Below are 14128 nucleotides of genomic sequence, written 5' to 3'. Positions count from 1 at the left end.
TACCCTCTCAAGATCGAATGGCGACGGCTGAATCGATTAGCAGAATTGAGCGAACAGGAATACAAATCCCGGCTTGGTGATCTGCTTGCTGAGAACGAGGACTACAAGCGGACTTACGATGTCGAGAGTCCCAACGACATCGATCCTCTCGAGTATGCAGAGTATGGAGATCCTGAGCAGGTCTGGTTAGACATCACTAATTGGGAGGCAGTTAGACAGGAAATTCACGATTTCCGCCGTGTCAACCGCGGTAATGCGACGGATGAAGGGGTCGTCTGAGTGTGATCGACGGGAAAAGAAAGCGGACACCAAATCGTGTGTTACTACGAGAAATCGCATCGATTCTCGGATCTGAAGAGTGGATCGAGACAATTTCTGTCTTTCCATCAAACCGGCCGGATTCGGTCGTGGTCTCGCTTCTTGACGAACATTACCCAGAAGAGTACGTTAGCGAAGCATACATCGAGGTGCAATCGTATGTCAACGGTGATTTCCATATTACATATGTCGAAGATCATTTCGGTGAGGAGTGGATGTGTCGTTGGGATCGCCACGAGAGTGAGAGATATTCCATGAATTCTTTCCTATACTTGACTAACTGCCCGTACCGGGGGTTACTCGGCCTCTTCAAAGTTCCCACAATTCCGGCAGCGCTTCATCCCGCCGTGGACGTCGCCGTAGTTGTGTTTGATACCCGAGATGCACAGCGCGTCCTGGAGAAGTCCCATACCAGGCAGATATCGCGGCGACCGGAAAACGGTTTCCCGTTCTGCATGTGTACCCGCTACTCACCGAGCGGTCACAATAGGAAATTACGAACCTCCTCCTTGTTGACAAGCCTGTTCAAAACCTTATACGTTGACCGACGTGGCAACCCTAGCTCTACCGCAATTTCTTGCGTTATCTATGATTTAAATGATTCTATTACTAGTTAACTATTCGATTATTTGATATTTCACAAACTATCAAAACTAGTTCTGAGAGTTTGGATAGACTGTAAGCTTGAGCTGCTCAAGAAAGCAGCAGGGTCAGTCTTTATTCTATGAAATATGTCTGGAAAGGGACAACACCAACTACTACTCTAGTTGCACATCCGTCTGTGCAATCGCCGTTTGAATATCTCCATTCATGATTGAATCCGCAGTAGTGTCAATAACGTCACTCAATTGGGTATCTTCTCGTGGAAAGTCAATCGACTGTTCCACGTAATCAATTACTGTTTGTAGTGAATCACTCAGCGGTGGGTCGGAGGTCAACTGAGCACGACGAATTGTACAAAGTAATTCGATCGCAAGGATGTGCTGTACCTTCGTGAGTAGCTGATGAAGCGTTCGTGTCGCGATGGTACCCATACTATGGATGTCCTCTTGTCCCGAAGAGACCGTAATCGAGTGGTCGCTTATCGATCCATCGATGATCGACTCGGCAAGTAACCCAGCAGCGGTATACTGTGCAATCATTAGTCCGGATTCTGCACCCGGACGAACGGTCAGGAAGGAAGCGACATCATCACTCTCCTCTCCGTCGAGAAGTTGGCGTGTCCGACTTTCGCTAATCGAACCCAGTTTCGTGAGCACACTACTAAGTGTGTCTGCTGCACTTGCGATACTTTGTCCGTTAAAAGCACCACACGAATATGTCTCACCATCAGGGAATACGAGAGGGTTATCGCTTGCACTCTGAAGCTCGTTTTCAACAACTGTCCGTGCAAAATCAATATGCCGTCGGACTGTGCCGTGAACCTGCGGAATAACACGGAGCGAGAGCGGATCTTGTTTCATTCGAAGCGATTGCTCGGTTGACTCGCCAAGAAGCGACCGAATATTACTCGCTGAGATTGCATGCGGATCGTGCGCTCGGACGCTAAATACTCGCTCAGAAAACGTCTCGGAGGCGTCGCCCAGTAACGAAAAAGAGAGTGCACCAATGACGTCGGCTGCACGAACAAGGGTAGCAGCATCATGAATCGCCAACGCCAACATTGCAGTCATAATCGGTGTTCCGCTGATACTTGCCAACCCTTCTTTAGGTTCGAATTGGAGAGGTGAAATGTCGACAGTCTTGAGAGCTGTTGATCCCTCACGAATCTCGCCAGCAACTTCTGCTTCTCCTTTTCCTGTGAGGACGAGTGCGATGTGGGCAGCAGCAGCAAGATCATCGCTACTCCCACCGAGCGGAACCTGTGGATGCACGCCCGCGTTAAGCAAGGCACAGTACTGTTCTACAAGGGCTGGACGAACGCCTGAAACGCCGATCGCAAGTGCGTTTGCTCGGACAAGCATTGCAGCTCGGACAACTTCGGTCGAAGCCGGATCACCCACCGAGGCAGCGTGGCTTTCGATAATATTCTGTTGCATCTGTCGCAGTTGTTCTCGCGAAACGGAGACGTTCTGTAGGTCACCAAGTCCGGTATTGACACCGTAAACGTGCCGTTCGTCGGAATCGACGATTTCTTTGACGGCATCTCGCGATGCCTGCATCGTCGTGACGGCATCTGATGTCACGCGAACGGGTTCGTTGTTTCGTGCGACTGCGATAACGTCTGCTATTGTGAGCGTTCCATCGAGTTCAATCATAATTGGCCTGGAGGTTGTTACTACGGTTGAAAAACGATACTACGCAGTTTGAGTACCAGTTCCTTCGTCGGTGCTCACATTGGTGGGAGTCATATGGCTTTCTAACCGTGCAAATGCCTGATCAAGGAGAATAACCAGCACGGCTCCGGGAATTGCACCGGCAAGAAGGATATCGGTCTCGAAACGTTGCTGACCGAGGATGACCCATTTCCCAAAGCCACCAGCACCGATGAACGCACCGAGATATGCAACACCGATACTCATCACCGTCGAGGTTCGAATACCACTGAATATCACTGGGCTCGCCAGTGGTAGCTCAATCCGTCTGAGACGCTGGAGATCCGTCATACCCATGCCCCGCCCGGCTTCGAGCTGTGAATCCTCAACTTGACGAATTCCTGCGGCCGTGTTCTTCAGGATTGGGAGTAATGCATAGAAGAACAACGCAAGAATCGCCGGCCGCTGCCCAAGCCCGATCGCGGTAAACGAAAGGGCAATAACAGCAAGCGGTGGAATCGTTTGTGCAACCGCTCCCAGATTCATTACAATCCAACCCAGCTGTTTATGTCGTGTAGCGACAATCCCTGCCGGAACGGCGACGAGGATTGCTGCAAACTCACCAATCAACACCATTCGAAGGTGAGATGAAAGTAGTGACCAAAATTCAGTTTGGTTGTGGATGATGTACTCTAACCATCCCGTCCATAGATTTGCGAAAATCATACTATGCATGAGATGCCCCCGTCGTTCGGTCGAACGACTCGATATCTAATACGGTCTTTACATCCTCTTCACACAATTCCCCGACAACCGCTCCATCGTCAACGACGGGAATAACGTCTTGCTCTTGTGATAAGAGGAGTTGAAGGGCTGACTTGAGTGATGTATCTAACTGGAGCATCGAACCCTCATCTGGGAACTGTCTCGTCTGTACGGTCTCCATTACTTCTTCAACGCTAATCGTCTGTAACCGTCTGAAAATCCGATCCTCTCCGATGAATTGTTCGACAAATTTATTTTTCGGATTCGATAGCAATTCCTGCGGAGTATCGAACTGAACAAGCTTCCCATCGTGCATCACCGCGACGTGATCACCCATTTTGAGGGCTTCATCGATATCGTGCGTAACGAATGCAATCGTGACATCAAGGTCACGCTGGATGTCGAGAAATTCGTCCTGGAGTTGCTCACGCGTGATTGGATCTAAGGCTCCGAATGGTTCATCCATCAGAAGAACGTCTGGATTGGCTGCGAGTGCTCGAGCGACACCAACGCGTTGTTGTTGTCCTCCAGATAATTCATCGGGATAGTTGTCTGTTACTGTTGGCGGAAGCCGAACAAGCTCAACTAACTCCTTGACCCGCTTATCTATTTGATCGCCGTCCCACCCAGAGATGTCAGGAACGATTCCGATATTCTCGCGGATGGTCAGGTGGCTAAACAATCCGATATCTTGGATAACATAGCCAATATTCCGTCGATGTTCAATTGGATCTCGTTCTATCAGTGGCGTCCCATTAATGTGTATTGTCCCTTCAGTCGGATTTATGAGCCCATTGATCATCTTCATCGTTGTTGTCTTTCCACAGCCCGACGGGCCAACGATCGTCACTGTCTCTCCAGCTGGGATTTCAAAACTCACGTCATCGACGGCAACAGTCCCATCTGCGTATTCTTTTGAAATGCGCTCGAACTCGATCATATGTTCTGCCCCCGTGTTCCTGGAAGGATCTTTTGGACTCCATACAGTCCTGAATCGATGACGATTGCAATACTCGAAATAAACAGCGCCGCGCCGATGACTTGGTTTGGATTATTGAGTCGGATACCAGCGAAAATGCTGTCACCAAGTCCACCAGCCCCAAAGAAGGCGGCGACTGTCGTGATTGCAACGAGTAGTACTGCCGCTTGGCGAATCCCGGTCATTATCACAGACAGTGCAAGTGGAACACGAACCCGTAACAGAAGCTGTCGCTCTGTCATTCCAAGCCCGCGTCCCGCCTCGATCATTGCCGGATCAACATTCGTCAAACCAACATACGTGTTGCGTGCGATGGGCAATGCAGAGTAGAGAGTTAAGGCAACGATCGCTGACGGAACGCCGATGCCGACAATCGGAATGAGGAGTGAGAGGAGTGCTAAACTTGGAATGGTAAGGATGATTCCTGCCGTTCCAAGGAGCATCTCGGCAGCGCGGTCGTTACGTCGGATGAGCAGGCCCGCAGGAACCCACAAGATAATTCCAAAAAAGAGTGAGGTTAGGGCGATATTTAGATGCTGAATCATCTGTTCGATCAGTAAACCACTATTTTCGGTAATCCATGACCCAACACTGGCAATTGAAACCATTGTTCAAATGAGCCCCTTTTGTGTGAGGAACTTTTCCGCGACAGCTGCGGGATCTTTTCCATCGATATCCACTTTCGCGTTCAACGATCGCATTGTTTTCGTATCGAGCTTCGGAGCGATTTTGTTCACTGTCGACTTTACCGACTCGTCAAATTTCTGATCACGTGCGTTAGGTGCCGGATTGTAGACGATGAAGAAGTTATTATTATCCTCAACAATTGGGAGGTTGTACTTCTGTATTTTCGGATCAGTTGCAAACCCGAATCCTAATTGTGCTTGGTTATTGGCTACTGCTTTGTATGCCAGCCCAATTTTCATGGTTACCGGATTCATCTTCTGCTTTGCTGCCTCAGCAAACCCGTACGCCTTCGGAAGCCCACCCCATGAGTCCTCGCGTTGTTCCATCTCTGGATTCATCGCAATCTTGATGCTCGTATCAGTCTTCTTGACGTACTCAGCCAACTCAGAGAGTGATTTGACTCCTGTTTTCTGCGCCCATTTTGGGTTTGCCATGATGACGTACGTATTGTTGAACGGAGCCCGTTGGAGCCAGTCAATCTGCCACCTTTCATTGTACGCCTGATCAACTTTGTTGTAAAGTTTCTTGGGGTCGCTCACTTGGGTTTCTTTATCGAGTACGTTCGACCACGCTGTCCCAGTGTATTCCCAATACGTATCCGACTCGCTATTTTTTAACGCCTTGAAGTTTGCCGGGGATCCACCAAGTCCAGTTTTATCCTCTACTGAGTGACCTTCATTTTCAAGTAATTTGATGCTAAGCTGACTGAGAAGGAACTGTTCGGTGAAGTTTTTCGACGAGACGACTATCGATTTTCCACTACCACCGTTGATTAGCCCGAGACAACCACCGGTTGATGCTCCAACAAGTGTAGCACCGCCGGCTTTGAGTGTGGTACGGCGAGTGATATGTGTTGTCATACCTTATCCTATCTTTGGAAGGTTTCGACGAAACAATTCTGCCGCACAAATAGGGCGTATTATAAGTGAACCTTGTTTCCTACATTATCTATGTTCGACTATTTTCAACAGTAAACTGAGCTAACTGGCCAAGAGAACGACGAAGATGCTCACCAACAGTACTTTTCTGTAGATCGAGTTCGCTTGCTAAGTCATCTAACGTCGCCTGCCGTGGAATCGCAAAATATTCTTGTTCCACGGCGAGCGTGAGTACCTCAAATTGACGATCTGTGAGATTGGATCGGAGGTTATTCCACGCAACAGGATTTGGCTGTGCCGGGAGCTCTACTTGTGAAACGACTCGTTCAATGGAAACGCTGCCAATATCGTCGAGACGATCAATCAGTTCGAAGAGGCGCTTTCGGTTCCGAATAATGAGATCAAAATATTCGCGTCCGTTCCGAAGAACAGTAGGGTCGAGAGGCATGTATCCATTCTCAAGCAAAATTGTGTATGGGGTTTCTTGTTCGAGTTCTGCTCGCACAAGTACTGACGCTTGGCTCGTTTTTTGATGCTCAATTTGTTGAATAACTTCAATACTGGTATGATATTCTGCTGTCTGGAGCAAATCGAGGGCAGCATCGATCTGTTCACCGTAAATTCGAATAAGCCCCATGTAGTGGCGTTTGTGAAGTGTCGCTGTATAGATATCACCTTGGATATCAAGGTCGCCGATTGCGCTTGTCCAATCGTTTGGTAACTCAATACTGATGCGAGCAGAGAGCATGCAGTGTCCTATGCCGAACGGCAATGAAAAAGCTATATTGGCTTTAGCTTTCCCGATTCACTCGTTCTCTGAAAGCCACCAGATAACCACCCGCGGACTCAATTGTGACGACAGTCCTGTAGTGACTGTTGAGGCGAAACGTGCCCATCGCTCGTTGCAATCAGGAATCTAGCAAACGAAGCGGTACATGCGGTTCATCGTTGGGGGTGTTATTGGCTCTTAATATTGAATTTCGTTCTGAGACTGTGGGGATCATCGACTTCAAGACGGATCTTACTCGCGTTGCTAAGCCAGAATATCGGACGCAACTCAGTGTACACTATCATGTGCTCACAGATTTGTTCCCATGTGACCGCGAGTAATCTCTACACGGTGGATGGGCACCATGTCGATATCGATCCGCTCTCAAAGATCGACTTAGTGAGCTTGTTAACCTCGTGAATCCCTCAGGATCACTAATCTTCTCGTTTTTCTCCTGGATGGCACCAAAATCTTCGAGAAGTCCTGGTGTTTCCCCGAGACGACCGGTAACTCGTTAATACACGCACTCCCCGGATTCGGTCTCAAAGAGGTGGATACAATCGGATCGGAACGCCATGCGCCGAGTCTCATCACCGACGACGTTTTCCTCGCCCTCGACAATTGCCTTGAGATCCTCGTCACCAACGTTGAGATGGACGATTTTATCCTTACCAGTCGGCTCCACGAACTTTACATTAGTTGTGAATCCTTCCTCATTATCATGACAGAGATCTACGTGTTCTGGTCGAACTCCGAGGCGAACCGAATCTCCATTTGCTAACGACCGAGCAGCCTGATTTTCATCGATTTTAACCGAATCGAAACCGAGATCGGCGTAAAGAGTGTCTCCCTTCCTCGCAAGCTCACAATCGATGAAATTCATCGATGGCGTGCCAATAAAGTGAGCAACGAACTCGTTGTTTGGATGATTGTAGACTTCATCAGGTGTCGCGAACTGTTGGATTTCTCCGTCGTTCATTACGATGATTCGGTCGCTCATCGTCATCGCCTGTTCTTGGTCGTGTGTGACGTACACTGTCGTAACGCCGACTTGACGATGTAGTTCCTGCAGTTCTTCTCGAATTTCGACCCGTAGTTTCGCATCCAGACTCGCCAACGGCTCGTCTAAAAGAAATACGTCCGGATCGAGTACCATGGTTCGACCGATGGCGACTCGTTGTTGCTGGCCACCCGAGAGCTCAGCCGGACTCCGATCAAGCAGTTCCTCGATATCGAGCATCTTTGCAACCTTGGTCACTCGGCTACCACATTCGTTGTCTGGGACTCCATCGACACGAAGTCCAAACTCCATGTTATCTCGAACCGACATATGAGGATAGAGTGCCAGGTTCTGAAAGACCATCCCGACATTCCGTTTTTCCGGTGGATCGTCGGTCACTTCATTGTCGCCAAATAGGACCTCGCCACTAGACGCTTCCTCTAAACCTGCGATGACACGGAGCGTAGTTGTCTTACCACACCCACTGGGTCCAACAATGCTGATGAATTCTCCCTCGTCAATCAGTGCATCGACGCTTTTTACGGCCACTAGACTTCCGAACTGCTTTCCGACCGAATTGAGACTTATTGATGTCATTGTTAATGGGATTGCATCTCCTCAACCAGATCGTTGGCATCAGAAATCTCTGCGATGGACTCACCGTTCTCAATTCGCTCAACCGTCCCAGCTTCGTGTTCGAGTGCTTTTTTGCCGTGTTCGAGTGCACGCTCTGCTTCTTCGGAATCCACGAATAGGATTCCATCCTCGTTCATAAGAACGATGTCTCCGGGTTCGACGACAGTTCCGCCAACTTGTACTGGGACGTTGATGTCTCCTCCCCGTCCATGAAGCCGAGTTGTTCGAGCTGATCGACCGCGTGCAAACACCGGAAAGTCGAGTTCGCTGATGTCTCGTGAGTCTGTAATCGTCCCATCGACAACGGCAGCAATGGCTCCACTCGCCATCGCTCCCCGTGTGGTCATTTCTCCCCATGGTGCATTTTCGGTATGACCTTGCATATCGACGACAATGACATCCCCCTCTTGAGCGAGTTCAGTGGCCTTGTGCACCATCGTCGAATCTTCTGGTGGAATACGGACAGTCAGTGCAGGACCAGCAATTCGGAGCGGTTTCTCTGGGCCCGTGTTCATATATTCGACGTCAGCAGAGGGGAAGCCGAAGTGGAGGTGGTGGCCAACGTCGTTGGGTGAAATGGATCCGAGTTGTTCTACAAGCTCCTCATCGGGGCGGTCAAGATTGTTGATGACCATGACATGTGAATACAAGTCACAGTATTTGATGATTTACGACCACTCTCCGGTAGTGAATTACGTATTTATGTGCGGTTTGGTACCAAACCATATGGCAAAGCCAAGGATTGCAGTCTGTCAAATGGACTCGAAGAACGATAAACAAGCCAATGTCGAGACGGCACTATCGCTCCTCGATAAAGCAGCTGAGACGGGCGCTGATATGGCTGCTCTTCCTGAGATGTTCACGTTCATGGGCGACAAAGAAGGGTATCGAACAGCTGCCGAAGAGATTCCAGGCTCCGTCACAGAGAAACTCTCTCAGAAGGCTAGCGATCACAGCATGTGGGTTCACGGCGGAAGTATGTTCGAGATCGCCAAGGAAGATGGGAAAGTTCACAATACGACTGTGGTATTTGACCCAGATGGTGAGCAACGAGCCCAGTACCGGAAAATCCACCTCTTCGACGTTGAAATTGGCGATGAAGTGGTCACTCAAGAATCCGCTCGAGTCGTTCCCGGTGAGAATATTGTTACTTTTGATACGGGGTTCGCTACCGCTGGCTTGGCTATCTGTTATGATCTCCGTTTTCCCGAACTATTCAGTAGTCTTGCGGGGGAAGGGGCCGACGTTATCATTCTTCCTGCCGCGTTCACCAAACATACCGGCAAAGATCATTGGGAGTCACTTCTCCGAGCACGGGCAATTGAGACCCAATCATATGTGATCGCACCGGGTCAAATCGGAGACAAACCGAACTCGGTACCAAGTTACGGCCGTTCAATGGTCGTCGATCCGTGGGGGAACGTTATCGCTAAGGCAAGTGATTCTGTTGGAGTCATAACAGCAGATTTAGATTTTGAATATCTTGATCGAATTCAACAGGAACTGCCTTCTCTCGAACACAAGAGAAAAGAATTGTACAGAATTTAAATAGTTAGTTATTGATTTATAAAGGAGCTAAATTATGTCCTTTATTGGTATGGGAATATCACTAGTCGACGACTTCGAGATATACTTGCACGAGATGGGGCTATCGGAGTACGAAGCCCGCGCTTATCTCGGAGTCTTACAAAGTGGAACAGCAACTGCAAAAGAAATATCCGATGCTTCGGATATTCCGCAATCACGGGTTTACGATGTGCTCGAATCACTCGAGTCGATGGGATTTGTGACTATCCAACCCGGGCGTCCCAAGAAATTCGGTCCAATAGAGCCTGAGCTAGCTGTTTCACAATATGTTCAGCACAAGCGTAACGACTTAGAAACCGAAATTGCACGAAGTCGAAAAGTCGGTGATCAGTTCATAGAGAAACTCGATGGACAGCAGTTCCAATATCGACAAAATGATGAGATCGACGTATTCTGGTCGTACAAAGGGAAAAATTACATTCTGAAACAGTTCGGTCAGTACTGCAGTAATGCTACCGATGAAATTCGGATGATAACTAAGGGAAACAGCTTCGAGCGAGTCGTTCAGAGCCACAAGGAGATTTTACAAGATAGATACGAACACGGTGTTGATATCCGAATTATTGTCCCACATGACGGGATCAATGACATGGTTCTCGACACCGCGAGTGAATGGGCTGAACTTCGGGATAGAGATGCTATCGAGGGTCGAATCTACCTATTTGATTCCAATAGAGTTCTAATAACGTGGCTCAGCGATCAGGAGGATCGGTTTGTAGCAATGGCAACACAGAGTTCTCAACTTGAGATGACCATTGGGCAGTTATTTGAATTGTCATGGAGCTCGCCATAACGAGTTGAAAAACTGATTTTCACCACGATTTTTGGAATTGCTTCTTGTCTTTGCCTTGATCTAACAAGTACTACCTGCCGGATTGACTCACATTGATTTCAATTTTGGAGTGAATGCGCTAGACGGTGCATGGTCTACTAGAGCAACGTTACCAGGTTCATTGTAGAAGGAGAACCGTTCTGGAAGACAAAATTTGAACTGATGTGCCAATTTGCGTTTACCACTGTGCCATGGTGAAAAAGTGCTTTATATTCTATTGCGATATGAGTTGTCATGGTTGACGATAACAATCAACTATCGAAACGCCAAATAAACTCCGACAGCGGTCGACGACGTTTTCTGAGAACGGCAGGTTTGGCCGGTACGATTTCACTCGCAGGATGTACCAGCCTCCCCGGAGGCAAGTCAGGGAGTAGCGGGACAAATACACTCAGAGTTCTCAACTCTGCATACGAACCCACACAGAAAGAGTTCAAGAAATTGTTCTCCGAATTCGAGGACAAACACAGCAATGTGAAAATTAAGTACAATCGAGTCGGGTTCGCAGAGGCACCCCAAAAGGCTTCGCAGGCTCACGCATCCGGGAACCCTTACGACATCATGAACCTCGCATCACCCGGTAACAACGTAGCTGCTGCAAAAAAAGGCCTGTTCCAACCTATTAATGACGTGATCGAGGAGCGAGGTGGAACTGATTACTGGCTCGAGAAATCTATCTTCAAATTGGACGGCGACTATTATTTCGCACCTCACTATGGCTCTGTTATCAATCTGCTTTACCGGGAGGATCTGCTCAAAGAAGCTGGAGCACCCATGCCTCCATTCGACTCGTGGGATCAGTATAAGAGAGCTGCAAAGATGGTGACCAAGCCTGACAAGAATCAATATGGTCATCCAGTTTTCTTGGGATCCAATCATTTCCATGGCGTGTGGCCGATGATGTTAGTGCTGGGCAATGGGGGGCATCTCGTCAACTCCGATGGCAACATCGTCTACGGCTCGAAGAAGACTGCAGAGGCGCTATCTTTCATCAAGGAAATGAACCAATTCAGCCCAAAGAGTGCCCACAATACCAGCATTCCGAATATGCGACCACCACTGTACCAGGGTCAGTATGCAATGACGTGGTACTCAACCAACTTGATGCCAAGCGACATCGAGGAATACAATCCTGACCTCAAAGGGAAGGTGCATGTAACTCACGTCCCCGCCAAGAACAGCAATCACACACCAGTTGCCCGGATGACAGGCACCGGATACGGTCTCAGTAGCAAGACGGACCACCCCGATATGGCGAAGAAACTCATCAAGTTCGTCACGAAGAAAGAGAATGTCACACGTCTCCTGTTGGCTCAACCTGCCGCCAAGGTCCCAATGGTCAAAGGAATCCTCGATCAGGATCAACTTTGGGAGAGCGAGACACTCAGTAAGTACGAAGACCACTATCGGAACCTCGTTGGCATCGCACAGGACTATGGCCGCATTATCGCGGTCAACGAAAACCCTGACACTGTGAACTCGATTACTGGACAGGCACTGAGCGAAGCTTACGTCGTCAAATCAGCTCAAGACGTCGTTTTGAACGGTGAAGATCCGATGCAGTCAGCACAGAAATGGGCGAAAAAGATGCGCCAGGATCTCAAATAACAGCCATGACGGAAATTAGTGATAGTCAAAATTCGACTGTGACCGCGACGACCACCAAAGTTCAAGGCTGGTTCGACGACTTGAGCGAGAATCAAGTCGGATTGGTGCTCGTCGCGCCACTCGTACTATTGTTGCTCACGCTCTACTTGTACCCTATTTTCAGGGCGTTCCTCTTCAGCCTACAGGAAATCAGCCTCTTTGCGACCGATGGTCAGTGGATTGGTCCAGAGCACTACCTCAATCTGCTTGAATCTGCTCGCTTCTGGAATGCGTTCAAGAATGGAGTTGTGTATACTATCGGATCCGTTGCAGTCACGCTCGTAATTGGCGTCGGTACTGCATTGGTTCTTAACCGATCATTCGTCGGCAAACGCGTGATAACTGGGCTCATACTTTCGCCATACATGATCCCGATAGTTGGGATTGTTATCGTCTTTCGCTGGTTCTTCAACGGTCTATCTGGTGTGGCGAACTACGCATTTGTTCAAATTGGAATCATCAACGAACCAATTGCCTGGTTCAGTAATCCCACCTATGCGATGCCCATTTTGATCCTGATTAGTGGATGGGCGTTGTACCCGTTCGTTACGATGCTTGTGCTGGCAAAACTCCAGACAATTCCCGAGGAGTACTATGAGGCTGCACGGTTAATGGGAGCATCTCGTACTCGTCAATTCCTCTCGATCACCCTTCCTCAGCTTCGGAGCGTACTGTTCGTCGCAATCCTCTTGCGAATGCTCTGGACTTTCAATCTATTTGATATTATCTGGTTAGGTACGCAGGGCGGACCCGGTAATGCCACTGAGACGCTTCCAGTGATGGCGTATCGCACTGCACTCGACGGACTCAGTCTCGGTGAAGGTACTGCTGTCGCGTTCCTCACGTTTGTCGTGCTGGCCATCGGAACATCGATTTACTTCAAAACGTTTGGGGAGGCGAGCGCGTAGATGCTCGACTTTTCACTCCGTCAACGCCACTATCTCGAACGAGCGGTAACGTACGGACTCGTCATCGGGATGACCGTATTGTTGATGATACCGATGATTTGGGGAGTTCTATCAACAGTGCGCCCTTCGAGAGACCTCTTCACGTGGCCACCGAAGATCATCCCATCGAGCGTCACACTCGAAAACTACCGATTGTTGCTGGAGACGACAAGTTTCGTCCAGTATTTCATCAACAGCCTGATGACTGCTCTACTTGCAATGATATTCACCCTGGCTATCGCTATCCCTGCCGCTTATGCGGTTACCCGATACGAGTTCCATGGCCGAAAATACGTCAGCAACCTCAGTACGATTATCTATATGTTCCCACTCGTATTGCTGGGGCTTCCACTCTTCGTCATTTTCTCTCGACTCAGCCTTACCAACTCGAGAATCGGACTTGCACTAACGCACACTGCCTTTGCGCTACCATTTGCACTGATGCTCTTACGGGTATTCTTCAATGATATCTCCCCCGCGATAGTCGAGTCGGCACGACTGGTTGGGGCAAGTCGACTTACTATCATTCGAAAAATAATCCTACCCTTGTCGTTGCCTGGCATCGTGGCCACAGTCATCTTTGTGATGGCATTATCGTGGAAGGAGTACTTTTTCGCGCTTCTGATGATGAACGATAGCGGCCTCTACACACTGCCAATCGGTATTGCCAATCTCATCAATATTGCAACGACCAATTGGGGACTCATCCTCAGCGGAGTGATGATAATGAGTCTCCCACCGATGCTTCTCATCTTTTTCCTCTATGATTACCTCTTAGAAGGGTTCAGCGTCAGTTCATTATAATTCGCGAACTCATATCCTCAAATC

At 48.9% G+C, this 14128-nt stretch carries 14 protein-coding genes and 1 pseudogene; 7 read left to right on the top strand and 8 right to left on the bottom strand.

The genetic code is table 11. The features are described from left to right. Positions 1-45 precede the first annotated feature (45 nt). Both LIX15_RS30560 and LIX15_RS34115 read left to right on the top strand, forming a co-directional pair. On the top strand, positions 46-279 hold the full coding sequence (locus tag LIX15_RS30560; RefSeq protein WP_227779173.1) for a hypothetical protein: 234 nt from the start codon (positions 46-48) through the stop codon (positions 277-279). Positions 280-281: 2 nt separating this feature from the next. Continuing rightward, positions 282-548, top strand: a pseudogene (locus tag LIX15_RS34115) (hypothetical protein); the annotation flags it as partial. Between the two features lie 528 nt (positions 549-1076). On the opposite strand, the gene LIX15_RS30555 reads toward LIX15_RS34115, so the two are convergent. The 8 genes from LIX15_RS30555 to LIX15_RS30520 all read right to left on the bottom strand — a co-directional run bounded on the left by LIX15_RS30555 (position 1077) and on the right by LIX15_RS30520 (position 8922). Further along, the gene (locus LIX15_RS30555) at positions 1077-2576 is read right to left on the bottom strand and encodes an HAL/PAL/TAL family ammonia-lyase (protein WP_227779172.1); all 1500 of its coding nucleotides are present in this window, start codon (positions 2574-2576) and stop codon (positions 1077-1079) included. Between the two features lie 39 nt (positions 2577-2615). Then, positions 2616-3308 (bottom strand): ABC transporter permease, encoded by a 693-nt coding sequence (locus tag LIX15_RS30550; protein WP_227779171.1) that lies wholly within the window; start codon positions 3306-3308, stop codon positions 2616-2618. Beyond that, complete coding sequence (locus tag LIX15_RS30545; protein ID WP_227779170.1) at positions 3301-4278, bottom strand: ABC transporter ATP-binding protein; 978 nt, start codon at positions 4276-4278, stop codon at positions 3301-3303. Before LIX15_RS30545 ends, LIX15_RS30550 begins: the two co-directional genes overlap by 8 nt. Further along, on the bottom strand, positions 4275-4925 hold the full coding sequence (locus LIX15_RS30540; RefSeq protein WP_227779169.1) for an ABC transporter permease: 651 nt from the start codon (positions 4923-4925) through the stop codon (positions 4275-4277). Before LIX15_RS30540 ends, LIX15_RS30545 begins: the two co-directional genes overlap by 4 nt. A 3-nt stretch (positions 4926-4928) precedes the next feature. After that, on the bottom strand, positions 4929-5864 hold the full coding sequence (locus tag LIX15_RS30535; RefSeq protein WP_227779168.1) for an ABC transporter substrate-binding protein: 936 nt from the start codon (positions 5862-5864) through the stop codon (positions 4929-4931). Positions 5865-5952: 88 nt separating this feature from the next. Then, complete coding sequence (locus LIX15_RS30530) at positions 5953-6630, bottom strand: helix-turn-helix domain-containing protein (RefSeq protein ID WP_227779167.1); 678 nt, start codon at positions 6628-6630, stop codon at positions 5953-5955. Positions 6631-7165: 535 nt separating this feature from the next. Continuing rightward, a complete protein-coding gene (locus tag LIX15_RS30525; protein WP_227779166.1) occupies positions 7166-8248 on the bottom strand; it encodes an ABC transporter ATP-binding protein in 1083 nt (360 codons plus the stop codon). 2 nt (positions 8249-8250) lie between these two features. Next, a complete protein-coding gene (locus tag LIX15_RS30520) occupies positions 8251-8922 on the bottom strand; it encodes an RraA family protein (RefSeq protein WP_227779165.1) in 672 nt (223 codons plus the stop codon). A gap of 91 nt (positions 8923-9013) precedes the next feature. Here LIX15_RS30520 and LIX15_RS30515 point away from each other — a divergent pair, with 91 nt between their 5' ends. From LIX15_RS30515 to LIX15_RS30495, 5 genes are all read left to right on the top strand, one after another. After that, positions 9014-9835, top strand: coding sequence for a carbon-nitrogen hydrolase family protein (locus LIX15_RS30515; RefSeq protein WP_227779164.1), 822 nt, complete (start codon positions 9014-9016; stop codon positions 9833-9835). A gap of 34 nt (positions 9836-9869) precedes the next feature. Beyond that, positions 9870-10667, top strand: a complete 798-nt coding sequence (locus tag LIX15_RS30510) for a TrmB family transcriptional regulator (RefSeq protein ID WP_227779163.1) — start codon at positions 9870-9872, stop codon at positions 10665-10667. Between the two features lie 273 nt (positions 10668-10940). Further along, on the top strand, positions 10941-12314 hold the full coding sequence (locus LIX15_RS30505) for an ABC transporter substrate-binding protein (RefSeq protein WP_227779162.1): 1374 nt from the start codon (positions 10941-10943) through the stop codon (positions 12312-12314). Further along, positions 12281-13261 carry a carbohydrate ABC transporter permease gene (locus LIX15_RS30500; protein ID WP_227779161.1) on the top strand — a complete coding sequence of 327 codons (981 nt, stop codon included), beginning with the start codon at positions 12281-12283 and terminating at the stop codon, positions 13259-13261. The genes LIX15_RS30505 and LIX15_RS30500 overlap by 34 nt, the downstream gene beginning before the upstream one ends. After that, positions 13262-14104 carry a carbohydrate ABC transporter permease gene (locus tag LIX15_RS30495; RefSeq protein ID WP_227779160.1) on the top strand — a complete coding sequence of 281 codons (843 nt, stop codon included), beginning with the start codon at positions 13262-13264 and terminating at the stop codon, positions 14102-14104. Positions 14105-14128 lie beyond the last annotated feature (24 nt).

This window comes from Haladaptatus pallidirubidus (assembly GCF_020700235.1).
GTDB classification, from domain to species: domain Archaea; phylum Halobacteriota; class Halobacteria; order Halobacteriales; family Haladaptataceae; genus Haladaptatus; species Haladaptatus pallidirubidus.
Note: the sequence above shows the minus strand (reverse complement) of the source record. Positions and strands in the feature narration are given on the sequence as shown.

Bases quoted from the DNA above. Each gene is read 5' to 3' on its own strand.
- LIX15_RS30555 (WP_227779172.1), bottom strand. From the start codon at position 2,576: ATGATTGAACTCGATGGAACGCTCACAATAGCAGACGTTATCGCAGTC.
- LIX15_RS30550 (WP_227779171.1), bottom strand. From the start codon at position 3,308: ATGCATAGTATGATTTTCGCAAATCTATGGACGGGATGGTTAGAGTAC.
- LIX15_RS30545 (WP_227779170.1), bottom strand. From the start codon at position 4,278: ATGATCGAGTTCGAGCGCATTTCAAAAGAATACGCAGATGGGACTGTT.
- LIX15_RS30540 (WP_227779169.1), bottom strand. From the start codon at position 4,925: ATGGTTTCAATTGCCAGTGTTGGGTCATGGATTACCGAAAATAGTGGT.
- LIX15_RS30535 (WP_227779168.1), bottom strand. From the start codon at position 5,864: ATGACAACACATATCACTCGCCGTACCACACTCAAAGCCGGCGGTGCT.
- LIX15_RS30530 (WP_227779167.1), bottom strand. From the start codon at position 6,630: ATGCTCTCTGCTCGCATCAGTATTGAGTTACCAAACGATTGGACAAGC.
- LIX15_RS30525 (WP_227779166.1), bottom strand. From the start codon at position 8,248: ATGACATCAATAAGTCTCAATTCGGTCGGAAAGCAGTTCGGAAGTCTA.
- LIX15_RS30520 (WP_227779165.1), bottom strand. From the start codon at position 8,922: ATGGTCATCAACAATCTTGACCGCCCCGATGAGGAGCTTGTAGAACAA.
- LIX15_RS30515 (WP_227779164.1), top strand. From the start codon at position 9,014: ATGGCAAAGCCAAGGATTGCAGTCTGTCAAATGGACTCGAAGAACGAT.
- LIX15_RS30510 (WP_227779163.1), top strand. From the start codon at position 9,870: ATGTCCTTTATTGGTATGGGAATATCACTAGTCGACGACTTCGAGATA.
- LIX15_RS30505 (WP_227779162.1), top strand. From the start codon at position 10,941: ATGGTTGACGATAACAATCAACTATCGAAACGCCAAATAAACTCCGAC.
- LIX15_RS30500 (WP_227779161.1), top strand. From the start codon at position 12,281: ATGGGCGAAAAAGATGCGCCAGGATCTCAAATAACAGCCATGACGGAA.
- LIX15_RS30495 (WP_227779160.1), top strand. From the start codon at position 13,262: ATGCTCGACTTTTCACTCCGTCAACGCCACTATCTCGAACGAGCGGTA.